Source organism: Delftia sp. NA_296.1 (assembly GCF_052692095.1).
In genome coordinates, this window is sequence record NZ_JBQZGF010000010.1 from 98,684 (window position 1) to 121,266 (window position 22,583).

Consider the following 22,583-nt stretch of genomic DNA (forward strand, 5'->3'; position numbering starts at 1 on the left):
GGCATCGGCAGACATTGGCGATGCAATGGCGGGGGAAACACGTGGGACCATCATTCAACGAGCAATTCGACCAGCACGGCGCATGGCGCCGCGGCTTTGCGCAGCAATTGCATGCGCTGCGCGAATGGCTGCAGTCCCAGGAGCTGCTGGATGTCGCGGTGCAGGAGCGGCTGCAGCGGCTGGAAGCCCAGGTGCGTGGCGACAAGGTCATGGTGGCCTTCGTGGCCGAGTTCTCGCGCGGCAAGTCCGAGCTGATCAATGCGGTCTTCTTCGCCCACTATGGCCGCCGCCTCATGCCGGCCAGCGCAGGGCGCACGACCATGTGCCCCGCCGAGCTGGGCTGGGAAGCCGAACTGCAGCCCAGCCTGCGCCTGTTGCCCATCGATACGCGCGAATCGCTGGAAAGCCTGGGCCAGTGGCGCGCCCGTCCCGAGGCCTGGCTGCAACTGCCGCTCGACGTGAACAATGCCCAGCAGATCGCCGACACGCTGGCCAAGGTGGCCGAAGTGCGCAAGGTTTCCGTGGAACTGGCGCGGACCTGGGGCTTCTGGCATGACGAGGACCAGGGCGGCAATCCCTTCGTGGATGAGCAGGGCCTGGTCGAGGTGCCCATGTGGCGCCACGCGCTGATCAACATGCCCCATCCCCTGCTCAAGCAGGGTCTGGTCATTCTGGACACGCCTGGCCTGAATGCCGTGGGCGCCGAGCCCGAGCTGACGGTCAACCTGATCCCCCAGGCCCATGCCGTGGTCTTCGTTCTGGCGGCCGATACCGGCGTGACCAAGTCCGATCTGGCCATCTGGCGCGACCATGTGCTGCCGCCCGATGTGGCTTCGGGCCAGCATGCGCTGGCCGACTCCCGCCTCGTGGTGCTCAACAAGATAGACACGCTCTGGGACAGCCTGAGTTCCGCGTCGCAGGTGCAGGCCCAACTGCAGCGCCAGCGCCAGGAGTCGGCACAGATGCTGGGCCTGCCCATGGAGCGGGTGCTGCCCGTGTCGGCGCAAAAGGGCCTGGTGGCCAAGGTCTCCAGCAACGATGCGCTGCTGCAGGCCAGCGGACTGCCCGTTTTCGAGAACATGCTGGCTGAGGGCATCATGGGCCAGCGCCAGAAGGTGCTGCAGACGGCCGTCAGGGCCAATGTGCAGCAGTTGCAGGTCGAGGTGGAGCGCGTGCTCAACATCCGCCGCCGCGACCTGGACGACCAGATGGCCGAGCTGCGCAGCCTGCGCGGCAAGAATGCCAGCGTCATCGCCTCCATGCGCCACCGCATCGAGAGCGAGCAGCAGGATTTCGATGCCAGCGCCGCCAGGATCCAGGCCGTGCGGCTGGTGCACATGCGCATGCTGCGTGACATCTTCCGCCAGCTGGGCTCCAGCGCGCTCAAGCAGGAACTGGTCGATCTCAAGGATGCGCTGGAGCAGCGCGGCCTGAAGCTGGGCGCCCGCAAGGTCTATGCCGAAACCTTCGAGCGCCTGCGCACCGTGGCGACCCGGGCCCAGGCGCAGGCCGGAGAGATCCAGTCCATGCTGGGCGCGACCTTCAAGGAACTCAATGCCGAGTTCGGCTTCTCGCTGCAGGCTCCGGCCCAGCTGGAACTGGCCGAGTTCGGCGGCGACCTGCAGCGCATCGAGGCCAGCTATACCCAGTACCTGGGCCTGGGCCACGCGCTCAGGCGCAGCAATCCTGCGTTTGCGCAGCGCCTGATCAAGGCGCTGGCGATGCGGTTGCGCACGGTGTTCGAGTCTGCGGCCAACGACGTGGACATGTGGAGCAAATCCGCCACGGCCCAGCTCGATGCCCAATTGAAGGAGCGCAAGCGCAGCTTTGCCCGCCGCATCGAAGCGGTGGACCGCATACAGAATGCGGCCTCGGGCCTGGTGGAACGCATTGCCGAGATCGAGACCGCCGACGAACAGCTCACGGCCTTGCAGCTGCAGCTGGGGCAGGCCACCATGGAACTGCTGCAACCCCTGTCCCCGACGCCCGCCTTCCCCGGCCTGGCAAAGGCTGCACAGGAAACTTCACTGACTGCTTGATATCTTGACCTTTCCCTCGATTGCCACGCCCGTCGTGCAGTGGCAGGCGTCGCATGGACGCAATCACCTGCCCTGGCAGCAGACGCGCGATCCCTACCGCGTCTGGCTCTCCGAAATCATGCTGCAGCAGACCCAGGTGAGTACCGTGCTGGGCTACTACCAGCGCTTTCTCGATGCCTTCCCCGATGTCGCCAGCCTGGCGGCCGCACCGCAGGACGCGGTGCTGGCGCTGTGGAGCGGCCTGGGCTACTACAGCCGCGCGCGCAACCTGCACCGCTGTGCCCAGGCCGTGGTCGAGGACTGGGGTGGTGCCTTTCCCGGCAGGGCCGAGGATCTGGCCACGCTGCCGGGCATAGGCCGGTCCACGGCCGGCGCCATCGCCTCCTTTTGCTTTTCCGAGCGTGTGCCCATCCTCGATGCCAACGTGCGGCGTGTGCTCACGCGCGTGCTGGCTTTCGATGCGGATCTGGCTGTTGCCAGGAACGAGCGCGAACTGTGGGACCTGGCCCAGCAGCTGTGCCCCACCGAGGACCTGCAGCAGGCCATGCCCCGCTATACCCAGGGCCTGATGGACCTGGGTGCCACCATCTGCACGCCGCGCAAGCCCAGCTGTCTGGTCTGTCCGCTGCAGCCGCAGTGCCGGGCAGCGCGCTTTGGCAATCCCGAAAACTATCCCGTGCGAACGCGCAAGCTCAAGCGCAGTTCCGAGGCCTGGTGGCTGCTGATCGCCGTGGACGGGCAGGGCCGCGTCTGGCTGGAGCGCCGTCCTCAACAGGGCATCTGGGCGGGGCTTTATGCGCCGCCCGTGTTCACCGGGCGCGAGGCGCTGGAGCAGGCGGCGGCACAGCATTGGCCAGGAACGGAGCCCCTGGACTGGACCGATCTGCCCGCCTTCCTGCATGTGCTCACCCACCGCGATCTGCACCTGCATCCGGTGCGCCTGCGCGTGCAGGGCGGCGGCATCGATGCCGCCACGCCGGACGGCCAGGGCTGCTGGGCCGATGCCGGGGCCTGGGCCGACATGGGCCTGCCAGCCCCCGTGCGCAAGCTGCTGGATGCGCAATTTGCGGGCTGAGGCCACGGCCGGCCCGGCTGGCTAGAACCTGCGGCGCGGCAGCAGCAGGGCGCAGCGCAGCAGCATCCAGGCCAGCCATTGTTCCCGTGCGCCGGGCGTGCGCCTGGCGCGTGCGGTGGCGTCGGCAATGTGCAGGCGCAGGGAGCCAAGGGCATGGCGGTCCCCGCTTTGCACGGCCTGTTGCCAGGCCTGCTCGCAGCGCTGGCGCTCCAGCGCCTGATTGTCCGGGCTGCGGATATCGCTGATGGCGGTGATGGTGCTCATGGCTGCAGCGCTCCCACGGTGGGTGGGGTGCCCGCACCTTCACCGCAGCGGTCGCCATCCTGCCGGCCGAAGGCATACCAGTCCACATGCCGCGTGCAGACCATGATCAGGGCCAGCACCGCGAACAGCGCGATCGATCCCACGATGAGCGCGCTTTGCTCCAGTTGCAGCAGCACGTACAGCAGGCCGTAGAGTGCGGCGATGCCCGCCGCAAACGGCAGGCCGCGGCGCAGGCTGCCCAGGATGTGGCTGGCGTAGTAGGCCAGCAGCAGCACGCAGGCCGAGGCGGCAATGCCGTAGGCGCTGGCAAATCCCATGTGCTCCGACAGGCTGATCAGCAGCAGGAAGAAGCTGCACAGCGCCGATCCCACCAGCAGGTACTGGATGGGATGCACGCGCAGCTGCTTGAGCACCTCGAACAGACCGACGGCCACGAAGGTCAGCACCACGAAGAGCAGGCCGTACTTGGTGGCGCGGTCGCTTAACGAGTAGGCGTTGATGGGGTCCACGAAGTCCGTGTCCAGCGATTCCAGGCAAGGGCCGCTGTTGGGGGCATGGGCGGTGCCCGCGTATTCCTCCATGTCGCGGCGGCCGGGCTGGCACAGCGGCTGCTGGTCGGTGAAGGCCTGGCGTGCGGACGAGGCCAGGGCCGAGAGGTTCCAACTGGCTTCGAAGCCCTTGTCGCTGATCTCCCGCCGGTTGGGCAGAAAGCTGCCACCGAACGAGGGATGGGGCCAGTCGGCCGACAACTGGACCTGGCTGTGGCTGCCCAGCGGCACGAAGGCCAGCTTTTCGGTGCCCACCAGTTCCAGGGCAATCTTCAGTTCAAGGGGCCCGTCCTTCTTGAGCAGGGCCGGCGCCAGTTCCGCCTGCAGGCCCTGCGAGTAGCGCTCCAGTGATGTGCCGGGGCCCACGTCCAGGCTCTTGCCATCGGCTTCGATGGTGGCCGAGCGTATGCCGCGCGGATCGGTGAGCGACAGCGCCACCCGCAGTGCGCCGCAGCGCACGGTCTGGTTGGCCGCCGTGTCGATGGAGGGCTTTTCCAGGTACTGGGCGGCGTTCGTGAAGCTGGCGCTGATGCTGTCCTGCATGGCATAGGTGCTGACCTGGTGCAGGCCGCGCGAGCGCTCCTCCATGCGCGCCGTGGCCTGGTGGCGCAGTTGGTCGGGCAGCAGCATGCGCTGGAACTGGCGCGTGGTCCACTCGGTCTTGCTGCCTTTTTCCACGCCCGTGGTCTCGGTGCAGTTTTGCACCAGCACCGGGCCCATCAGCGTCTGGCGGCCAGCCAGGCTGGCGACCACGCCCTGCACGGCGTTGTCGCGGTTGCGTATGCGGTCCCGCACCACGTCGTGTATCAGGCCCAGGCCCAGCATCAAAAGGCCCAGCATGACCAGCAGGGCCACGCCTTTGGCAAGCAGTCGGTTCTTCATTCCACATCCCGTTCGTTGATCGTGGACGCAGTCTGGGCGGGGGCTGTGTGGCCGGAATGAAGTGTGTGAAGCGGGTGTGAAGTCGGATTCGCAGGGCCGATAGGGGGGGGCGTCAGTGTGCCCGCAGTGGCCAGTTCAGCGTGACACGCAGCCCGGGGTGGGCGTTGGCGGCCTGCATGCTGCCGCCGTGCAGCAGCATGATGCGCAGCACGATGGACAGGCCCAGTCCCGTGCCGCTGCGCTCCCCGTTGGGGCGGGGGGTGGTGAAGAAGCGCTCGCCCAACCGGCCCAGCAGGGCCTCGGGCACACCGGGGCCGTGGTCGCGCACGCTGACGCGGCCGGGCTCCAGGTCCACGTGGATGCTGCTGCCCTCTGGGGCGAAGTCGATGGCGTTGCTCAGCAGGTTGCTCAGGGCCAGCACCACCAGGTCCTGCTCCCAGGGGCCGCTGCTGTCCTGGCCTTGCAGTACCAGCTGGATGCGGCGCTGGTGCGCTGCGCTGTGGACTTGCGCCATGGCCTGTTCGGCACAGGCCTGCAGGCTGCAGGCCGTGTGCGGGTGCAGGGCGCGGCGCTGCTCCAGCTGGCTCAGGCGCAGCAACTGGTCCACGAGGTTTTGCAGGCGCTGGCACTGGTCCACCACCTGGCGTGCGAACAGTTCGCGGTCGGCCGATGGCAGGTCTTCCTGCAGCAGCTCGCCTGCGCCACGGATGGCAGCCACGGGGCTCTTGAGTTCGTGCGTGAGGGCGCGCACATAGCCTTCGATGTAGTCGCGCCCTTCCAGGCGGCTGCGCATGTTCTCCATGGCGCGCGCCAGTTCGCCCAGCTCGCCGGGCATGCGCGGGGCCTCGGGCATGGGCGGGGCGGTGGTGGGGGAGGCGGCCTCGTTGAGCGTGGGCGCCTGTACCTGCTGGGCATAGCTGCGCAGGCGCCGCACATGGATGACCAGCCACCAGGTGACGGCAAAGCCCACGCCGGCCGACAGCAGCAGGAACAGCAGGCCGCCGCGCAGCATCTTGCTTTCCGCGCTGTCCACGATCTTCTGCACCGAGTGGGCGGGCTTGGAGGCGGTGAGCACGCCCGTCACGCGGCCATCGACCATGATGGGTGCCGAGACATACATGACGCTGCTGGCCTCGTCGTTCTGCACCTCGCGCGTGGTGCGTGCGCCGTATTCGCCGCGCAGCGTGCGGTACACGTCGCGCCAGCGCGAGTAGTCGGCGCCCTGGTCCAGGCCGGCGGAGTCGAACAGCACCAGGCCCTTCTGGTCCGTGACGGTGACGCGCATGTCCAGGCTGGTCTTGCGCGTGTCCCAGATCCAGACCTTGACGGTCTGGTTGGCATAGGCCTGCATGTGGTGCGCGAAGCGGCTGTCGGCGGGGCTTTGCTGCAGCACGCCGCTGGCCATGTCGTCGCTGGCCAGCGCAGCCAGGGCGTAGGCGGTCTCGACCAGCGTGTCCTCGGTCACCTTGCGCACGCTGGGCTTGACCTCGACCATGAAGACGCGCAGCACGAAGAATGCGGCCAGGCCGTTGATGACGAAAAAGGCGAAGAACAGCCGCAGTCCGAGGCGCATGGCGTGCTGCGGTGGCTCAGCCCGGCAGCGTCAGGCTGTAGCCCATGCCGCGGTGGGTGGTGATGAAGTCCTGCTGCGGCGCCTGGGCGCGCAGCTTGGCGCGCAGGGTCTTGACGTGCGTATCCACGGTGCGGTCCGTGCTGTCGCTGTCCTGGCCCCAGATGCTGTCGAGCAGGAACTCGCGGCTGAGGATGCGCCCGGGGCGCTCCAGCAGGCAGCGCAGCAACTGGTACTCGCGCCGCGTCAGCTCCAGGGGCACACCCTGCATGCGCACGCGCTGGCCTTGCGTATCGATGCTGAACAGGGCATCGGCCGGCGCTGCGCTGGCCGTAGGCGCGGGCTGCAGGCGCTGTGCACGGCGCAGCAGGGCGCGGGTGCGGGCCACCAGCTCGCGCGGGCTGAAGGGTTTGGTCAGGTAGTCGTCGGCGCCCAGCTCCAGGCCCAGCACGCGGTCCATTTCCTCGCCGCGTGCGCTGAGCACCAGCAGCGGCACGGCGGCGCCGGCCTGGCGCAGCTCGCGGCACCAGTCCAGGCCGTTGCCATCGGGCAGGCCCACGTCCAGCAGCAGGGCATCGGGCGGCTGCGCCTGCCATTGCGCGCGTGCGTCGGCCAGCTGCAGGCAGTGGCGCACGGCGATGCCGTCGCGCTCCAGCGCATAGCAGACGGTGCGCGCGATGGCGGGGTCGTCCTCCACCAGCAACACACGCGGAGCGTTCGTCATCGGCAAGCCTTGCATCGCAGTGTTCCGGAGGCGGGGCCTGGCGCTTCAGACGTCGTGCGCAAGCAGGTCGGCAGGCTTGAGCGTGGGCCGGCTGTCCAGCGAGCGGTGCCGGCACAGCGTGGGCCAGCGCGGGGCAAAGTGCCGCGCCAGTTCCTCGACCAGGAAGACCGAGCGGTGCTGGCCCCCCGTGCAGCCGATGGCCACGGTGACATAGCTGCGGTGGTTGCTGGCCATCATGTCCAGCCAGGACTCCAGGAACTGCTGGATGTCTCGGCGCATCTGGTCCACGCCGGGCTGCTGGCGCAGGAACTCGGCAACGGGTGCGTCCATGCCGGTCAGCGGGCGCAGCTGGGGTTCGTAGTGCGGGTTGGGCAGCATGCGCACATCGAACACATAGTCGGAATCCGAGGGCAGGCCGTGTTTGAAGCCGAAGGACTGGAAGACCAGGGTCATCTGGCCCACCGGGGCCGCAATCAGCTCCTTGATATAGCTTTGCAGCTGGGACGAGCGCAGGTGGCTGGTGTCGATGACATGCGACTTCTCGCGCAGGTCGCCCAGCAGTTCGCGCTCGGTTTCTATGTCCTGCACCAGGGCGCGGCGGCCCTCGGCGACAGGCCCTTGCGACAGCGGGTGGCGGCGCCGCGTTTCGGAAAAGCGCCGCACCAGGGTGCCCGTGGTGGCGTCCAGAAAGACCAGGTGGGGCACGACGCCCTGGCGCTGCAGCCGTTCCAGCTGGCCGGGCAGGTGGGGCAGTCCGCCGGCGCTGCGCGCATCCATGGCGATGGCCACCTTGTTGCTGTGGCGGCCGTGCTCCAGTTCGACGAAGGCGGACAGCAGCTCGGGGGGCAGGTTGTCCACGCAGTAGTAGCCGGCATCCTCCAGCGCATGCAGGGCGACGGATTTGCCCGATCCGGACATCCCGGTGATCAGCACGATCTCAAGCGACATGGCATCAGCCTCCATTGGTGTTGCGCGCGCCGTTGGCCGCGCGTCCCGGCTTGGACCGTGTGCGGTCGGCATCGGCCTGTGGCCGCTGCCGGCCGGCCCGTCGCGGGGGTGGGCGGGGTGCAGGTGCCTGGCGCGCCATGGCCAGCATTTCGCGGGCATGGGCCATCGTGGTTTCGGACTGGCGCTCGCCACCCAGCATGCGCGCCAGCTCGGCCTCGCGTGCGGCGCTGTCCAGCGGCTGCACGGTGCTGAGCGTGCCTTGCCTGGCGCGCTGCTTGGCCACCAGGTAGTGCTGGTCGGCGCAGGCGGCAACTTGCGGCAGATGGGTGACGGACAGCACCTGGCGCGAGCGGCCCAGCGCGTGCATGAGGCGGCCCACGGTCTCGGCGACGGCGCCGCCCACGCCCGAGTCCACCTCGTCGAAGATCAGCGTTCCGGCCTCGCCCAGCTCGCTGGTGGTTACGGCAATCGCCAGCGAAATGCGCGACAGCTCGCCGCCCGACGCCACCTTGGCAATCGGCTTGGGGCTGGCCCCAGGATGGCCGGCGACCAGAAAGGCCACGCTGTCCACGCCAAAGGCACCGGGAGAATCGGCCGTGGACAGGGCGGCCTCGAACAGGCCGCCTTCCATGCCCAGGCCCTGCATGGCCTGGGTGATGGCGCGCGACAGGCGTGGCGCAGCCAGGGCACGCTGCTGCGACAGCACCCGGGCGCTGGCCTGGTAATGCTGCTGCGCGGATTGCTCGGCGGCATGCAGGGCCTCGATGTCCACGGCGGCGTCCAGCTGCTGCAGCTCCTGGCGCCAGCCGGCCAGCAGCGCCGGCAGTTCATCGGGCGTGCGGCGGTAGCGGCGCGCCAGCTGCATCCACAGCGACAGGCGCGCATCCAGCTCGGCCAGGCGTTCGGGATCCAGGTCGGCGCGGCGCAGATAGGCCTGCAGCGAATGGCGCGCATCCTGCACCTGGGCCGTGCACGAGGCCAGCACATCGGCGATGTTCTGGAACTCGGGCTCCAGGTGCTCCTGGTTCTGGATCAGATGGCTGGCACGGCCCAGCGGAGTGATCACGCCGGCCTCGTCGTCCTCCAGCATCTGCAGCGTGGTCTGGGCCGTGTCGATCAGGGTCTGGGCATGGGACAGGCGCGTGTGCTGGGCATTGAGCTCGTCCCACTCGTCGGCCTGCGGGGCCAGCTTGTCGAGTTCGGTGATCTGCCACTGCAGACGCTCGCGTTCGCGCTGCAGGCTGTCCTGGGCGGATTGCGCATGCTGCAGGGCTTGCCGGGCCTGGCTCCAGCGGCTCCAGCTGGCCTGAACCTCGCGGCTGTCTATGCCCGCGTAGGCGTCCAGCAGCGCGCGCGCTGCGTCGGGCCGCGTGAGGCTTTGCCAGGCATGCTGGCCGTGAATGTCGATCAGCTGCTCGCCCAGGGCGCGCAGCTGCGTGGCCGTGGCCGGCGTGCCGTTGATCCAGGCGCGGCTGCGGCCCTGGGTGTCCACCGTGCGCCGCAGCAGCAGGCTGTTGTCCTCGCAGGCCAGGCCTGCGGCCTCCAGCCAGGGGCGCAGCCGCGCGCAGCCGTCGAACTCCACGCAGATATCGGCCTGGGTGCAGCCTTCACGCACCACGTCGGCGTCGGCGCGGGCGCCCAGGGCCAGCTGCAATGCGTCGATCAGGATGGATTTGCCGGCGCCGGTCTCGCCGGTCAGCACGGTGAAGCCTGCATGCCAGTCCAGATCCAGGGCCTGCACGATAACGAAGTCGCGCAGAACGATGCGCTTGAGCGCCATGGTCAGGCGCCCCCCTCGTTCCAGCCCAGTTTCTTGCGCAGCGTGGCGAAGTAATTCCAGCCCTTGGGGTGCAGAAAGCGCACGCTGTGGTGGGCGCGGCTCACGAGGATGCGGTCGCCGTGCTGCAGCGAGGCCAGGGACTGCATGTCGAAATTGGCGCTGACATCGCGCCCGGCCACGACTTCGATCGTGACCTCGTTGGCGTCGGACAGCACGATGGGGCGGTTGGACAGGTTGTGCGGCGCAATGGGCGCCATCACCCAGGCGGGGATGGACGGGTGCATCATCGGCCCGCCGGCGGACAGCGCATAGGCCGTGGAGCCCGTGGGCGTGGCCACGATCAGGCCGTCGGCGCGCTGGTTGGAGACAAAGCGGCCGCCCACCTCGATGCGCAACTCCACCATGCCCGAGGTGCCGCCGCGGTTGACCACCACGTCGTTCATGGCCAGGGCCTCGAACACGCACTGGCCGTCGCGGATCACGCGGGCGCACATCAGGGGGCGCAGGTCCTCCTCGTATTCGCCCTGCAGCATGGGCGTGAGCGTGGCCTCGAAGTCCTCCAGCGCGATGTCGGTGACAAAGCCCAGGCGGCCCTGGTTCACCCCGATCAGGGGCGTTCCGTATTGCGCCAGGTGCCGGCTCACGCCCAGCATGGTGCCGTCGCCGCCGACGACCAGGCCCAGGTCGCAATGCCTGCCCAGGCCGTCGACATCGAGGGTGGGGTAGTCTGTAAGCCCTGCATGCAGGGCCGATTGGGTATCGAGCACGACTTCGCAGCCCTGGCGCCTGAGGAAGTCCGCAATGCGCTCAAGCGCGTTGCTGGCATTCTCGGACGGGGCGCTTGCGCTGGGAGCGTGGTACTTCCCGATCAAGGCAACGTGGCGAAACGTGGACGTCATTTCTGGAAATTACATCATTAAAATCATCACATGCTCGACGAACGTGCCAAGTTGTTGCTCAAAGCGCTGATCGAGCGTTATATCGCTGACGGCCAGCCTGTGGGCTCGCGAACCCTGTCGCGTGCGTCGGGGCTTGAATTGTCGCCTGCCACGATACGCAATGTGATGGCTGACCTCGAAGACCTGGGGTTGATCATCAGCCCGCACACCTCGGCGGGCCGCATTCCGACAGCCCGGGGCTACCGGCTGTTCGTGGACACCATGCTCACTGCGGACCGTGCAGATATCGTGACGCCCGAGCTCGTGCCCGAGCAGCCGCAGAAAGTCATCGCCAACGCCGCCAACCTGCTGTCCAGCCTTTCCCAGTTCGTGGGCGTGGTGCTGGTGCCGCGCCGCACCTCGGTGTTCAAGCACATCGAATTCGTGCGGCTTTCCGAGCGGCGCTTTCTGGTCATCATCGTCTCGCCCGACGGCGACGTGCAAAACCGCGTCATCTTCACCGATGTGGACTACTCGGCCTCGCAGCTGATCGAGGCATCGAACTTTCTCAACAGCCACTACGCAGGCCTGGCCATGGAAGAGGTGCGCGAGCGCATCAAGGGCGAGGTCGAACTTCTGCGCGGCGAGGTGGCCACGCTCATGCAGGCAGCCGTCAACGTGGGCACGGAAGCCATGACCAGTGCCCAGGAGGACGTGGTTATCTCGGGCGAGCGCAATCTGCTGTCGGTCAGCGATTTCTCCAGCGACATGGGCAATCTGCGCCGCGCCTTCGATCTGTTCGAGCAAAAGACCCAGATCCTCAGGCTGCTGGACTTCTCCAGCCAGGCCGAAGGCGTGCGCATCTACATCGGTGGCGAAAGCCAGGTCGTGCCTTTCGAGGAGCTGTCCGTGGTCAGCGCGCCCTACGAGCTCGATGGCAAGGTGGTGGGCACGCTGGGCGTGATCGGCCCCACCCGCATGCACTACGACCGCATGATCCAGATCGTGGACATCACCTCCAAGCTCGTCAGCAACGCGCTGAGCCACAAGCGCTGAGTCCCGCAGGTTAGGCTCTACAATAGTTGTTTGCCATGGCGTGCGTCCGCGCTGCCTTGGTGAATCAGGGGCCTTAGCTCATGCTTGGTTAGAGCAGCGGACTCATAATCCGTTGGTGCCCAGTTCGACTCTGGGAGGCCCTACCATCCATTGGTATGAAAAAGCCTGCCGCCTTTCCGGGCGGCAGGCTTTTTTGCTGGGCGCAACGCTGCTGCGTGACATGGCTGCGCCCGGCTGCCGTTGAATGCGACTTCCAGGTTTTTTGCAGAAATATGGCGCTTTTGCCTGGAAGCTCCGAAACCCGCTGCTACAATGCGAAGCGTTGCGGCTGTAGCTCAGCTGGATAGAGTACTTGGCTACGAACCAAGGGGTCGTGGGTTCGATTCCTGCCAGCCGCACCAAAAAACGCAAAGCCCTGAAGTTGAAAGACTTCAGGGCTTTTTCGTTTGCATGGGCCATCCGCTGGGATGGCGCCCCGGTCAGGCGTCCTGCGCTTTCGGCAGCACGATGCTGAAGGTGCTTCCCTGGCCTGGCGCGCTTTCTATCTCCAGCTGCCCGCCATGGCGGGCAGCCACGGTGCGTACAAAGGCCAGCCCGAGGCCTGCGCCGTCCAGGTGCTTATGGTGGTCCAGGCGCTCGAAGGGCTGGCTCAGGCGGGCGACGGCCTGCGCATCCATGCCGGGTCCGTGGTCCCGGATGGCGATGCGGCAATGGCCTGCGTCCTGCAGCAGCAGGCATTGCACCGTGGCGGGGCTTGCCGGTTCTCCACGCGCACCGTACTTGATGGCGTTGCCGATCAGGTTGACGGCTGCGCGGTGGAGCATGCCCGGGTCGCCCAGCACGGGGCATTCCTGCTCGGGCAGGCTGAACTCCAGCTTCACATGAGCCGCGCTGGCCTGGGCCCAGCAGCTTTCCACGGCCTGGTCCAGCACCAGGCCCAGGTCCAGCCGCTGCCGGCGCAGCGCCTGCTGCTGGGCACGCGCCAGGTGCACGAAATCGTCGGCCAACTGGAGGGAGGCCTGGGCATAGCCTTCGATGCGCGGGAGCAGCATGCCCAGGTCGGGCGACTGGGCGGCACCGCGCTGCATCTCCAGCAAGGTGATGATGGATGCCACGGGTGCCCGGATGTCGTGCGAGATGAACTGCATGGCCTGGTCGCGCTGGGCCTGGGCGCTGCGCAGATCGCTGATGTCGACCAGGGTGATCAGCCAGCCCGTGGTGGGCGGGGCCTCGAAGGTCTGGGTCAGCAGCATCAGGCTGCGTCCCATGGGGTCGCGCCCCTCGCTGCTGGGCGGCAGGCCGTGGGCGGTAAGTGCCTCGGGCGTGAGCAAGGGCTGGCCGGCGGATGCGCCGGCTGCCGTGTCCAGTGCCCGCAGACCATCGAGCAGCCGGGGCAGGGCATCGCCGGCCCTGAGGTCATGCCCCAGGCTGCGTGCATAGGCGTGGGCTGCGGCATTGGCCAGCAGCACATGGCCCTGCCGGTCGCAGACAAAGGTGGGCGAGGGCAGCTGGCGCAGACTTTCGCTGACGAAATGGTGCAGGGCGCGCAGTTGGCGCGAAGCCTGCTCCACGGCCGCGATGCGCTGGTCCAGCAGGTCGCCGCCCAGGCGCAGCGCGGTGGGCAGGCCCTGCCCCTGCAGGTCGCGCAGTTCCAGCGCCAGAAAGCGCGCGGCGGCGCGCAGGCGCAGCCAGCTCCATAGCGGATAGGCCAGGGCCAGGCCCAGCAGGCCGGCTGCAGGCGCCGTCTGCACCTGCCACAGGCGCGGTGCAAGCCCGGCCAGCGAAAGGCAGGCCAGGGCCAGCAGCGCGCAGGCCAGCATGCCGCCCGACGGGCCCAGCCAGGCCAGGGCCAGCAGGGCCAGCAGCACGGCTGCCGCATTGAGCGCGCGGTTGAGCGTGGCCGATGCGGGATGCACATGCGAGCCCTGCAGGCTGCCGTTGAGCACATGGGCCAGCATCTCCACGCTGGAGATGGGCCGCGCGCTGGTGCCCAGCGGTGCGGTGAAGCGGCTGCCCAGGCCAGTGGCCGTCGTGCCGATGAGCACGTATTTGCCGCGGAATGCCGCTGCAGGAATGCGGCCGCGCAGCACGTCGATGTAGGAATAGGTGGTGAAGGGCGAGCGGTCCCTGGCGCCTTGCTCCGGCCTGGCCTGTGCAAAGACAATGATCTCCTGCTGGCGGCGTTGCCAGGAGAGTGAGTCGGGGTCCATGGGCGGCGCGGGCTCCGGGCGGGCGCATGCGCGGCCGTTCTCGCCCACGCAGTGCAGGGCCAGCGCCATGTGCCACCAGGGCTGCTGGGCACTGCCTTCTATGGCATGGAAGCCACGTACCGCGCCATCGGCGTCCACGGGCAGCTGGGTATGGCCCAGCGCCGCTGCGGCCTGTGCGAAGGCCGGCAGCGGACCGCTGCCTGGCGCCACGGGCAAGACGGTGCGGCCGCTGCGCTGCAGAACGCGCGCCAGCAGCAGGTCGTCGCCGGGGTAGTCCAGGTCTTCCTCGCTGAGCATCACGTCCAGGCCTATGGCGCGCGGCGGTGCCTGGCTGATGCGCTCCAGCAGGCCGGCGTGCAGTGCGCGGCGCCAGGGCCAGCGGCCAATGGCGTCGATGCTGGCATCGTCGATGGCGACGATGACGATGTCCTGCGATGCCTTGGGGCGGTGCAGCCAGCTGGCCGTGTCCTGTACGAAGCCGTTGATGCGGTCGAGCTGCCCGTCGCCGCCGAGCCAGAACACCAGGGACAGCAGGCCCGCCGCCAGCAGCAGCCAGTCCCGCCGCAGTCCACGGCCACGCGCAGGCGCTGGCTGCGCCGGCGTGGCGGGGCTGTCAGGCAGAGGCGGCTGGGTGGACAAGCGCGGTCAGGGAATGAACGGGCACGGCTACTGGCGCTGCAGGCGCTCTCCGTTGCCCGAATGCATCATCTCGCCGCTGGCGTCGACGATCCAGCTGCCGGTGCGGAACTGGCGCGCGGCCGAGAAATCGCTGCGCAGGCCGTTGGCATCCTCGATCTGCAGGCGCAGGTAGTAGCTGCCTGCGGGCAGGTCCTCGGTGCTCCATTGAGGCTGGTCGGTCCAGAGGTCCACCAGCGGCGCGGTGAACTCCTGGTCGCGCGCCACCATGACGTGGTAGCGCTGGCCGGGCTCGCCGCTCCAGCGGATCTGGCGGCTGCCTTCTGCGGGGCCGTCACCCATCTGCAGCGCGCTGGCCGAGGGCTGGGGAGGAACGGCAGCCAGTTGCATGGCCTGGGCTGCGGCAAACGGGCCCTGGTCGGGCTGTCCATCGGCCAGCGTGCGAATGCTGGCGGCACGCCAGAGATAGCGTCCGGCCGGCAGGCGGGCCAGCGTGGTGGCGGGCAGCGTGCAGTCGTTCAGGTCGCGTGCATCGATGGCGGGCTCGGCAAAGCCGGCCTGCGCATCGGCAGAGACGACCTGGATGCGGTAGCGCGCGGCGCCCACGACCTGTGTGCATTGCAGGCTGGCGCGGCCCAGGCCCACGGTGGCGTCGGCCTGGGGTGATTCATACAGCGGCGGCACGGGATGGGCCTTGACGCGCAGGGCGCGGCGGCTGGCGGCGCCCGGAATGCCCTGGGCATCGATGCCGCGCAGGGACAGCACGTAATCGCCGTCCTCCACGCCCGCCAGGCGCAGCGGCGATGCCGTGGCCTGGAAGCTGGCGCTGCGCAGCACCTGGGTCATGTCGGCATCGCGCGACAGCTGCAACTGGTAGCGCACGGCGCCCGGCAAGCCGGGCAGGGGCAGGCTGATCCAGTTGGCGTCTTCCGCCAGCGCGGGCCACGCCGTGATGTCGGGCGCACCCAGCATGGGGCGGGGCTCGCCCACGCGGCCGTTGGCGGCCACGGCCACGCCCTGGCCCGGGCGCAGCAGCGCATCGCCAGTGTTCGCGCTTGAGGCGTCGGAGCCCACGGCGACGGTGCCTTCATCGACGGCGGCCGCCGTGCTGCCGGCGGCATCGGCCTGGACCAGGAAGCGGGTGCCGCGCACGCTGGTCGATGCAGCGGGCGTGCGGATCTCGAAGCGGCGCTGTGCGTTGCCGGGTTCGGGCGGCACCGAGGCCTCGACACCGCCCTCGCGCAGATCCAGCACGGACTGCAGGCTGCCGGCACGGCCTTTGCGGCGCATCTGGCGCAGCACCACATCGGACTGCGATTGCACGCGCACCAGGGAGCCATCGGCCAGGCGCACGGCGACGAATGCGTCCGGGGCCAGCTGCAGGCGCTCGCCTTCCTGCAGCGTCTGTCCCTTGCGCAGGGGCTGGCCCGCATCGTCTCCGGCCGTGCCCTGCGTATCGGCCAGGTGGTCCAGCGGGCGCGTGCTGCGCGCATCGCCCTGCACGAATTCCACGGAGGCCACGGCGGCGCGCAGCAGGCGCACGGGGATCTCCAGCACGGAGCCGGGCCGCAGGCGGTAGGGGTTGGCCACGCCGTTGTGCTGCTGCAGGTCGGTCCACTGGCGGGCATCGCCCAGGTAGCGGGCCGCCAACTGCTCCAGCGTGTCGCCGGCGACGACCCGGTGTGCCATCGTGTCGCCGTTGCGGCCCACGGGTTTGATCTGGGCCTGTGCGCCGCCCAGGCCGAGCAGGCCCAGCAGGCCGAGAGCGGCCAGCATGCAGGCCCGCGATACGGGCCTGCCCAGGGCGGCAGGCATGTGTACGGTCATGATGCCTGCTGCAGCGCCTGCAGCGCTGCGTCGGGCACATCGAGGCGATAGCCATAGCCGTACACGGCACTGATGGCGTAGGGCTGTCCGGCGCGCAGGTTCAGCAGGGCGCGCAGGCGCGAGATATGCGTGTCCAGCGAGCGCGACTGCACTTCGGCGTTGTGTCCCCACACGGCTTCGCGCAGGTGCTCGCGCGACAGCAGCCGGCCCTGGTTCTGGAACAGGGTCAGGGCCAGCGTGTACTCGCGGTGCGTCACCTCGATGGGCTGGCCGTGCATTTCCAGGCTGTTGGTGGTGGTGAGGAAGCGGTAGGGTCCGAACTCCAGCACGCTTTGCGTGTTCACCGGATAGGCGCGGCGCAACAGGGCGGCCATGCGCGCGCGCAGCTCGGCATGGCGCACGGGCTTGACCATGAAGTCGTCGGCGCCGCAGGACAGGCCCTCGACGATGTCGGCCTCTTCGCTGCGGTGGGTGATGATGAGGATGGGCAGCTCGCGGCTGACATGGCCACGCGCCCATCGCACCAGGTCCGTTCCTTCCATGTCCGGGAGGTGCCAGTCCACGATCAGCAGGTCGAAGCTCTCGCGGCGAAGCTCCAGTTGCAGGGCCGAGCCCGTCTGGTAGGTGTGGCAGCTGTGGCCCGTCTCCAGCGCGACCTGACGCAGCATCTCCAGTTGCAGCGGATCATCGTCCAGAGCAGCTATACGCATCCAAATGTCCTTTCACGCACGCGCCGCAATCCCGGCGCCGAGCCCACGGGCAGGACTGCCCGCAAATAGGCGGTTTCTAAAGCGAAGCTTACCCTTACTCTGCGGCATCGCGCAGTTGCTGCAGGGCGGCCAGCACCAACTGGGGGTCTGCGGGCTGCAGCCGGGGCTGCAGTGCGGACAGGGCCGCCTCGCCTTCCCTTTGCAGCTGGCCAATGGCCTGGCCGGCTTCCTTGGGGGCGTCGAAGCCCAGGCTTTGCAGCAGCAGCTGGCCGTCGGCGGCGACGAGCTTGAAGTAGAACTTGCCGTCGGCTTCGCGGTATTGCTTGAACTGGGGCAGGGCCTGCCTGGCGGCCTTGGCCTTGGCGGCCACGGGCGCCTGTGCCAGGCTGCGCAGGCCGACGGCCGAGCGCAGTTCGCGGATCAGGGGCAGGGTCTCGCGGCGGGCCTTGGCGGCGCCGGCCTGCAGGATGTCCTCCAGCTCGGCAGGGTGGGCCACCAGGTGCTCGTAGCGCTCGCGCATGGGGGCCAGCTCGCGGTCGATGCGCTCGAACAGCTGCTGCTTGGCGTCGCCCCAGGCAATGCCTTCGGCGTACTGGCGGCGCAGCGCCTCGGTTTCCTCTTCGCTGGCAAAGCCCTGGTAGATCTGGAACAGGGCCGAGCCCTCGACTTCCTTGGGCTCGCCGGGCGTGCGCGAGTCGGTGGTGATGCTGCCGATGAGCTTGCGCAGCTGCTCGCGCGAGGAGAACAGCGGGATGGTGTTGTTGTAGCTCTTGCTCATCTTGCGGCCATCCAGGCCGGGCAGCGTGGCCACGTTCTCCTCGACCTGCGCCTCGGGCAGCGTGAAGAACTCGCCGCCGTAGATGTGGTTGAAGCTGGAGGCCATGTCGCGCGTCATCTCGATGTGCTGGACCTGGTCGCGGCCCACAGGCACCTTGTGCGCATTGAAGGCCAGGATGTCGGCCGCCATGAGCACGGGGTACATGAACAGGCCGGCGGTCACGCCGTCATCGGTCTCGGTGCCGTCCGCGTGGTTCTTGTCCACGGCCGCCTTGTACGCGTGGGCACGGTTGAGCAGGCCCTTGCCGGTCACGCAGGTCAGCAGCCAGCACAGCTCGGGGATCTCGGGAATGTCGGACTGGCGGTAGAAGGTCACATGCTCGGGGTCCAGCCCGGCCGCCAGCCAGCTGGCCGCGATCTCGATGGTGGAGCGCTGCACGCGTGCCGGGTCCTGGCATTTGATCAGGGCGTGGTAGTCGGCCAGGAAGTAGAAGTTCTCGACCTCGCGCGAGCGGCTGGCCGCGATGGCCGGGCGCAGCATGCCGGCATAGTTGCCGAGGTGCGGGGTTCCGCTGGGAGTGATGCCGGTGAGGAAACGGATGGTGCTCATGACGGGAGGCTTCGACAGGCAAGAAAGAAAAACAGGGAGCCGCAGAGACAGCCGGTGGGCCGTTCTGCAGCGCGTTCAGCGCAGCAGCGCGATCAGCGGGGTCAGCGCGAAGTCGATCACGGCGTAGCCCAGGTCCATCAGCGGGCGCAGCCACAGGCTGCCGACCACGCCGGCGATGACCAGGCCCATGACGATGAAAAAGCCCCAGGGCTCGATGCGCGCCACCCACTGCGCCTGACGCCAGGGCAGCAGGCCGACCAGGATGCGGCCACCGTCCAGCGGCGGCAGCGGAAACAGGTTGAAGGCCCACATCACCAGATTGACCAGGATGCCGGCACGGCACATTTCTATGAAGAAGCGCTCGCCCACGCCCGACCCCACCAGAACCACCAGCAGCACGCCCCACAGCAGGGCCTGCACGAAATTGGAGGCCGGGCCTGCCAGGGCCACCCAGATCATGTCGCGCTTGGGGTTGCGCAACTGGTCGAAGCGCACGGGCACGGGCTTGGCGTAGCCGAACAGAAAGGCGCCCGAGGTGGCGAAGTACAGCAGCAGCGGCATCAGGATGGTGCCGATGGGGTCGATGTGCTTGATGGGGTTGAGCGTGATGCGTCCCATCATGGCGGCCATGTTGTCGCCGAAGTGGCGCGCGGCATAGCCATGGGCTGCCTCGTGCACCGTGATCGCGAAGAGCACGGGCAGGGCATAGATGAGTACGGTCTGGATGAGGTTGGAGATGTCCACGGCGGGCATTGTCTCAGACGCTGGCCACCCTTGCCGCTGGCAGCCGCCAGAGCCCGTGCGCTGCGCTCTGGCCGCGTGGATATGGTGGTTTCCCGCAGATTGGCAATGCCCCATTCTGTGTTGCAAAATGAAACACCGATGAGATGGTTCCCTCAACAGGTTTTTCACCAAGGCCCTCGGGCCATATGTACAAGAGGTGGCACGTGGGCGTACTGGGCTTGGGCAGGCTGCCGATAGGCTGGCGGTTGGTGATTGCGTTCGGCGGTATCAATCTGCTGGTCTTCACGATGATGGCGGTCACGGTGTTTTCACTGGGGCAGGCCGAACAGGCGCTGGCGGCCGGGGGGGCGACCACGGTGGCCGAGCAGGCGCTGGTGCACACGCGCTGGTGGGTGCTGGGGCTGGGGGCTGCCGTTTGCGTGCTGGCCCTGGTGGCCTGGTTCAGCCTGCGGCGGGGAATCGTGCAGCCGCTGGGCCAGGCCATCCTGATTGCCGAGACCGTGGCGGCCGGTGATTTGAGCCAGGAGTTCTCGACCGAGCTGCAGGGCGACTTCGGCCGCCTGCTGGGCGCGCTGGGCACCATGGAGGACACGCTGACCGAGCTGGTCGGCCGCATCAAACAGTCCACGGATTCCATCGGCCTGTCGGCCGGCGAGATCGACGCTGGCAACTCCGACCTGTCGCGCCGCACCGAGGCCCAGGTCTCGGCGCTGGCCCAGACGGCCGCCAGCATGGAGCAGCTCACCGCCACCGTGCGCCAGAACGCCGACCGCGCGCATTCGGCCAGCGGCCTGGCCGTCGATGCCTCGTCCACCGCCAAGCGCGGCGGGGCCGTGGTGAGCGAGGTGGTGCAGACCATGGAGGCCATCAGCGGCAGCTCGCGCAAGATCGTGGACATCATCCAGGTCATCGAAGGCATCGCCTTCCAGACCAATATCCTGGCGCTCAACGCGGCCGTGGAGGCGGCGCGTGCGGGCGAGCAGGGCCGGGGCTTTGCCGTCGTGGCCAGCGAGGTGCGCAGCCTGGCCGGGCGCTCGGCCGAGGCCGCCAAGCAGATCAAGGAACTGATCACCACCAGCGTGCGCCAGGTGGAAAGCGGAGCCGGCCTGGTCAACCAGGCAGGCGCCACGATGCAGGAAATCGTGGGCGCCGTGGGCCAGGTATCGGGCCTGCTCGGCGAAATGTCGCAGGCGCTGCGCGAGCAAAGCGAGGGCATCGCCCAGGTCAACGCCGCCGTGGGCCACATGGACAGCGCCACCCAGGAGAACGCAGCCCTGGTACAGCAGGCCTCGCGCGCGGCCTCGGCGTTGAGCGAGCGCGCCCAGGATCTGGAGCAGGCAGTGGGCGCCTTCAAGCTCGATGACGAGCCTGAGTCTGCGGCGGGCGCGGGGTTCTCGGCAGCGCAGGGTAGGCCCGCGCTGGCCCCGTCCGTTGCCGTGGCGCCCGCAGCAAGTTCGCCAAGGTCGCCAAGTTCGCCAAGGCCGCCGCAGCGTGCGCCGACGCCTGCGGCCCGGTCGCTGCAGTCGCTGGAATTGGCGCAGCACTGATCTGCATCTCTCTCGTCAGCGTCCCTTCACAACACAAACGCCGGGCTTGCCCGGCGTTTGTGTTTCATGCGGTGCGGAGCATGGCCCCTGCCCGGGCCATCTTCGTCAGGCCATCTCGAGGCCCAGGGCGTCCAGGCTGCCCCGTCCCTGGCGCACCACGGTCGGCGGATTGCCCAGGGCCATGGGAACCAGGTCGATCACGGTGGTCGGCTCCGAAGGGCAGGCGCCTGCATCGACGATGGCGTCAAGCTCGTGGGGAAAGCGCTCCAGGATGGCGTCCGCGTCGTGCAGGGCCTCGGTCTCGCCCGGCGGGATCAGCGTGGTGGCGATCAGCGGCTCGCCCAGTTGCTCCAGCAGCAGCTGCGTGCCCTTGCGGTCCGGCACGCGCAGGCCGATGGTCTTGCGCGAGGGATGGCTCAGGCGCTTGGGCACTTCCTTGGAGGCTTCCAGGATGAAGGTGTACGGCCCCGGCGTGGCCAGCTTGAGCAGGCGGTACTGGCGGTTGTCCACGCGCGCATAGCTGGACAGCTCCGACAGGTCGCGGCACAGCAGCGTGAGATGGTGCTTGTCGTTGATCTGCCGGATGCGGCGAAGCCGCTCCACCGCAGGGCGGTCGTCCAGATGGCAGACCAGCGCGTAGCTGGAATCCGTGGGAATGGCCAGTATGGCGCCCTGGCGCAGCATGTCGGCGGCCTGCTTGATGAGACGGGGCTGGGGATTGTCGGGGTGGGCTTCGAAGCGTAGGACCATGGTGTGCGTTGTTGGCGGGAGGAGCTCAGGCCAGCTGTATGCGCTCGCTCAGCAGTTCCCATACCGGCGTCAGCTGGCCCGGCAGGTAGGGCAGGTCGCCCAGATCGGTGTGCGATTCCTCGGGGCTGTGGAAGTCGCTGCCGCGCGATGCGGCCAGGCCGAACTCGCGCGCCATGTCGGCATAGATGGTGTATTCGCTGGGCCGGTGGCTGCCGGTGACGACCTCTACGCCCTGGCCGCCATGGGCCTTGAATTCGGAAAACAGCGCGTATTCCTCGTTGGCGGTGAGCGCGTAGCGGGCCGGATGGGCGATCACCGCCACACCGCCGGCCTGCGTGATCCAGCGCACGGCATCGGCCAGGCGAGCCCAGGTGTGGGGCACGTAGCCGGGATGGCCTTCGGTCAGGTAGTGGCGGAACACCTCGCCCGTGTCGCGACAGCGGCCCGATTCCACGAGAAAGCGTGCGAAATGGGTGCGTGAGATCAGGCCGGGATTGCCGGCGAAGCGCAGCGCGCCTTCGTAGCTGCCTTCGATGCCGGCCAGCTCCAGCTGGCGGGCCATCTCGCGGGCGCGTGGGCCGCGCCCGTCGCGCGTGGCGTGCAGCCCTTCGAGCAGGGCGGGGTCGTCCGCGTCAAAGCCCAGTCCCACGATGTGCACGGTGGCACCTGCAAAGCTCACCGAGATCTCGGCGCCCGTCAGGTAGTCCATGCCGCAGGCGCGCGCGGCGGCGGCGGCGCGGTGCTGGCCGCCGACTTCGTCATGGTCGGTCAGCGCCCACAGCTGCACGCCCCGGGAGGCGGCGCGTTCGGCCAGTTGCTCCGGCGTCAGCGTTCCATCCGAGACCACGGAGTGGCTATGCAGATCGGCGTTCAGATAGGACTTGGGCACCGGTCCATTGTAGGTGTCGGTGCTTTTCCGAGCCGGGCAGTGCGGCTGGGGGACTTCCCTGAGTGCGGGTTAACAGGCCTCAATAGTGACGGATGCATGACGATGATCAGCCAGGCGCC

At 68.4% G+C, this 22,583-nt stretch carries 18 protein-coding genes and 2 tRNA genes; 6 read left to right on the forward strand and 14 right to left on the reverse strand.

Features of this window, described 5'->3' with window-relative positions:
- Nucleotides 1-41: 41 nt before the first annotated feature.
- Complete coding sequence (locus ACUTR7_RS22900) at nt 42-2,039, forward strand: dynamin family protein (RefSeq protein WP_013800863.1); 1,998 nt, start codon at nt 42-44, stop codon at nt 2,037-2,039.
- 4 nt (nt 2,040-2,043) lie between these two features.
- A complete protein-coding gene (gene mutY, locus ACUTR7_RS22905; protein ID WP_445609890.1) occupies nt 2,044-3,114 on the forward strand; it encodes an A/G-specific adenine glycosylase in 1,071 nt (356 codons plus the stop codon).
- Between the two features lie 21 nt (nt 3,115-3,135).
- On the opposite strand, the gene ACUTR7_RS22910 is transcribed toward mutY, so the two are convergent.
- From ACUTR7_RS22910 to ACUTR7_RS22940, 7 genes are all read right to left on the reverse strand, one after another.
- Nucleotides 3,136-3,378, reverse strand: a complete 243-nt coding sequence (locus ACUTR7_RS22910; protein ID WP_012207224.1) for a hypothetical protein — start codon at nt 3,376-3,378, stop codon at nt 3,136-3,138.
- Nucleotides 3,375-4,808 (reverse strand): cell envelope integrity protein CreD, encoded by a 1,434-nt coding sequence (gene creD / locus ACUTR7_RS22915; RefSeq protein WP_445609891.1) that lies wholly within the window; start codon nt 4,806-4,808, stop codon nt 3,375-3,377. The genes ACUTR7_RS22910 and creD overlap by 4 nt, the downstream gene beginning before the upstream one ends.
- Before the next feature lie 112 nt (nt 4,809-4,920).
- Nucleotides 4,921-6,381, reverse strand: a complete 1,461-nt coding sequence (gene creC / locus ACUTR7_RS22920; RefSeq protein WP_445609892.1) for a two-component system sensor histidine kinase CreC — start codon at nt 6,379-6,381, stop codon at nt 4,921-4,923.
- A gap of 16 nt (nt 6,382-6,397) precedes the next feature.
- A complete protein-coding gene (gene creB / locus ACUTR7_RS22925) occupies nt 6,398-7,117 on the reverse strand; it encodes a two-component system response regulator CreB (RefSeq protein WP_088163890.1) in 720 nt (239 codons plus the stop codon).
- 30 nt (nt 7,118-7,147) lie between these two features.
- A complete protein-coding gene (gene rapZ, locus ACUTR7_RS22930) occupies nt 7,148-8,050 on the reverse strand; it encodes an RNase adapter RapZ (RefSeq protein ID WP_012207220.1) in 903 nt (300 codons plus the stop codon).
- 4 nt (nt 8,051-8,054) lie between these two features.
- The gene (recN, locus tag ACUTR7_RS22935; RefSeq protein WP_445609893.1) at nt 8,055-9,830 is read right to left on the reverse strand and encodes a DNA repair protein RecN; all 1,776 of its coding nucleotides are present in this window, start codon (nt 9,828-9,830) and stop codon (nt 8,055-8,057) included.
- Nucleotides 9,831-9,832: 2 nt separating this feature from the next.
- Nucleotides 9,833-10,729: an NAD kinase gene (locus tag ACUTR7_RS22940; protein ID WP_012207218.1), complete on the reverse strand. Its 897-nt coding sequence runs from the start codon at nt 10,727-10,729 to the stop codon at nt 9,833-9,835.
- A 30-nt stretch (nt 10,730-10,759) separates the two neighbouring features.
- Between ACUTR7_RS22940 and hrcA the strand changes: the two genes are divergently transcribed.
- From hrcA to ACUTR7_RS22955, 3 genes are all read left to right on the forward strand, one after another.
- Nucleotides 10,760-11,764: a heat-inducible transcriptional repressor HrcA gene (gene hrcA, locus ACUTR7_RS22945; RefSeq protein ID WP_445609894.1), complete on the forward strand. Its 1,005-nt coding sequence runs from the start codon at nt 10,760-10,762 to the stop codon at nt 11,762-11,764.
- A 67-nt stretch (nt 11,765-11,831) separates the two neighbouring features.
- A tRNA-Ile gene (locus ACUTR7_RS22950) sits at nt 11,832-11,910 on the forward strand.
- Nucleotides 11,911-12,088: 178 nt separating this feature from the next.
- Nucleotides 12,089-12,165 (forward strand) — tRNA-Arg (locus tag ACUTR7_RS22955).
- Between the two features lie 78 nt (nt 12,166-12,243).
- Here ACUTR7_RS22955 and ACUTR7_RS22960 read toward each other — a convergent pair.
- From ACUTR7_RS22960 to ACUTR7_RS22980, 5 genes are all read right to left on the reverse strand, one after another.
- Nucleotides 12,244-14,613 (reverse strand): CHASE2 domain-containing protein, encoded by a 2,370-nt coding sequence (locus ACUTR7_RS22960; RefSeq protein WP_445609895.1) that lies wholly within the window; start codon nt 14,611-14,613, stop codon nt 12,244-12,246.
- Nucleotides 14,614-14,640: 27 nt separating this feature from the next.
- The gene (locus ACUTR7_RS22965; RefSeq protein WP_445609896.1) at nt 14,641-16,437 is read right to left on the reverse strand and encodes a FecR family protein; all 1,797 of its coding nucleotides are present in this window, start codon (nt 16,435-16,437) and stop codon (nt 14,641-14,643) included.
- Nucleotides 16,434-17,147 carry a response regulator transcription factor gene (locus ACUTR7_RS22970; RefSeq protein ID WP_012207214.1) on the reverse strand — a complete coding sequence of 238 codons (714 nt, stop codon included), beginning with the start codon at nt 17,145-17,147 and terminating at the stop codon, nt 16,434-16,436. The genes ACUTR7_RS22965 and ACUTR7_RS22970 overlap by 4 nt, the downstream gene beginning before the upstream one ends.
- A gap of 94 nt (nt 17,148-17,241) precedes the next feature.
- On the reverse strand, nt 17,242-18,534 hold the full coding sequence (locus tag ACUTR7_RS22975) for a tryptophan--tRNA ligase (RefSeq protein ID WP_071956699.1): 1,293 nt from the start codon (nt 18,532-18,534) through the stop codon (nt 17,242-17,244).
- 75 nt (nt 18,535-18,609) lie between these two features.
- Nucleotides 18,610-19,287: a site-2 protease family protein gene (locus tag ACUTR7_RS22980; protein ID WP_445609897.1), complete on the reverse strand. Its 678-nt coding sequence runs from the start codon at nt 19,285-19,287 to the stop codon at nt 18,610-18,612.
- A gap of 176 nt (nt 19,288-19,463) precedes the next feature.
- Between ACUTR7_RS22980 and ACUTR7_RS22985 the strand changes: the two genes are divergently transcribed.
- The gene (locus tag ACUTR7_RS22985) at nt 19,464-20,825 is read left to right on the forward strand and encodes a methyl-accepting chemotaxis protein (RefSeq protein ID WP_096913882.1); all 1,362 of its coding nucleotides are present in this window, start codon (nt 19,464-19,466) and stop codon (nt 20,823-20,825) included.
- 105 nt (nt 20,826-20,930) lie between these two features.
- Here the strand turns inward: ACUTR7_RS22985 and ACUTR7_RS22990 are convergent, their stop codons facing one another.
- Together ACUTR7_RS22990 and ACUTR7_RS22995 are read right to left on the reverse strand one after the other, a co-directional pair.
- Nucleotides 20,931-21,575 (reverse strand): L-threonylcarbamoyladenylate synthase, encoded by a 645-nt coding sequence (locus ACUTR7_RS22990; protein WP_012207210.1) that lies wholly within the window; start codon nt 21,573-21,575, stop codon nt 20,931-20,933.
- A gap of 25 nt (nt 21,576-21,600) precedes the next feature.
- Nucleotides 21,601-22,464 carry a 3',5'-nucleoside bisphosphate phosphatase gene (locus tag ACUTR7_RS22995; RefSeq protein WP_013800875.1) on the reverse strand — a complete coding sequence of 288 codons (864 nt, stop codon included), beginning with the start codon at nt 22,462-22,464 and terminating at the stop codon, nt 21,601-21,603.
- Nucleotides 22,465-22,583: the final 119 nt, after the last annotated feature.

What these genes read in the sequence shown, in the direction of transcription:
- ACUTR7_RS22980 (WP_445609897.1), bottom strand. Translation starts at nt 19,287, where the DNA reads ATGCCCGCCGTGGACATCTCCAACCTCATCCAGACCGTACTCATCTAT.
- ACUTR7_RS22970 (WP_012207214.1), bottom strand. Translation starts at nt 17,147, where the DNA reads ATGCGTATAGCTGCTCTGGACGATGATCCGCTGCAACTGGAGATGCTG.
- creB (WP_088163890.1), bottom strand. Translation starts at nt 7,117, where the DNA reads ATGCAAGGCTTGCCGATGACGAACGCTCCGCGTGTGTTGCTGGTGGAG.
- creC (WP_445609892.1), bottom strand. Translation starts at nt 6,381, where the DNA reads ATGCGCCTCGGACTGCGGCTGTTCTTCGCCTTTTTCGTCATCAACGGC.
- ACUTR7_RS22990 (WP_012207210.1), bottom strand. Translation starts at nt 21,575, where the DNA reads ATGGTCCTACGCTTCGAAGCCCACCCCGACAATCCCCAGCCCCGTCTC.
- ACUTR7_RS22940 (WP_012207218.1), bottom strand. Translation starts at nt 10,729, where the DNA reads ATGACGTCCACGTTTCGCCACGTTGCCTTGATCGGGAAGTACCACGCT.
- hrcA (WP_445609894.1), top strand. Translation starts at nt 10,760, where the DNA reads ATGCTCGACGAACGTGCCAAGTTGTTGCTCAAAGCGCTGATCGAGCGT.
- ACUTR7_RS22910 (WP_012207224.1), bottom strand. Translation starts at nt 3,378, where the DNA reads ATGAGCACCATCACCGCCATCAGCGATATCCGCAGCCCGGACAATCAG.
- ACUTR7_RS22965 (WP_445609896.1), bottom strand. Translation starts at nt 16,437, where the DNA reads ATGACCGTACACATGCCTGCCGCCCTGGGCAGGCCCGTATCGCGGGCC.
- creD (WP_445609891.1), bottom strand. Translation starts at nt 4,808, where the DNA reads ATGAAGAACCGACTGCTTGCCAAAGGCGTGGCCCTGCTGGTCATGCTG.
- ACUTR7_RS22975 (WP_071956699.1), bottom strand. Translation starts at nt 18,534, where the DNA reads ATGAGCACCATCCGTTTCCTCACCGGCATCACTCCCAGCGGAACCCCG.
- recN (WP_445609893.1), bottom strand. Translation starts at nt 9,830, where the DNA reads ATGGCGCTCAAGCGCATCGTTCTGCGCGACTTCGTTATCGTGCAGGCC.
- rapZ (WP_012207220.1), bottom strand. Translation starts at nt 8,050, where the DNA reads ATGTCGCTTGAGATCGTGCTGATCACCGGGATGTCCGGATCGGGCAAA.
- ACUTR7_RS22985 (WP_096913882.1), top strand. Translation starts at nt 19,464, where the DNA reads ATGTACAAGAGGTGGCACGTGGGCGTACTGGGCTTGGGCAGGCTGCCG.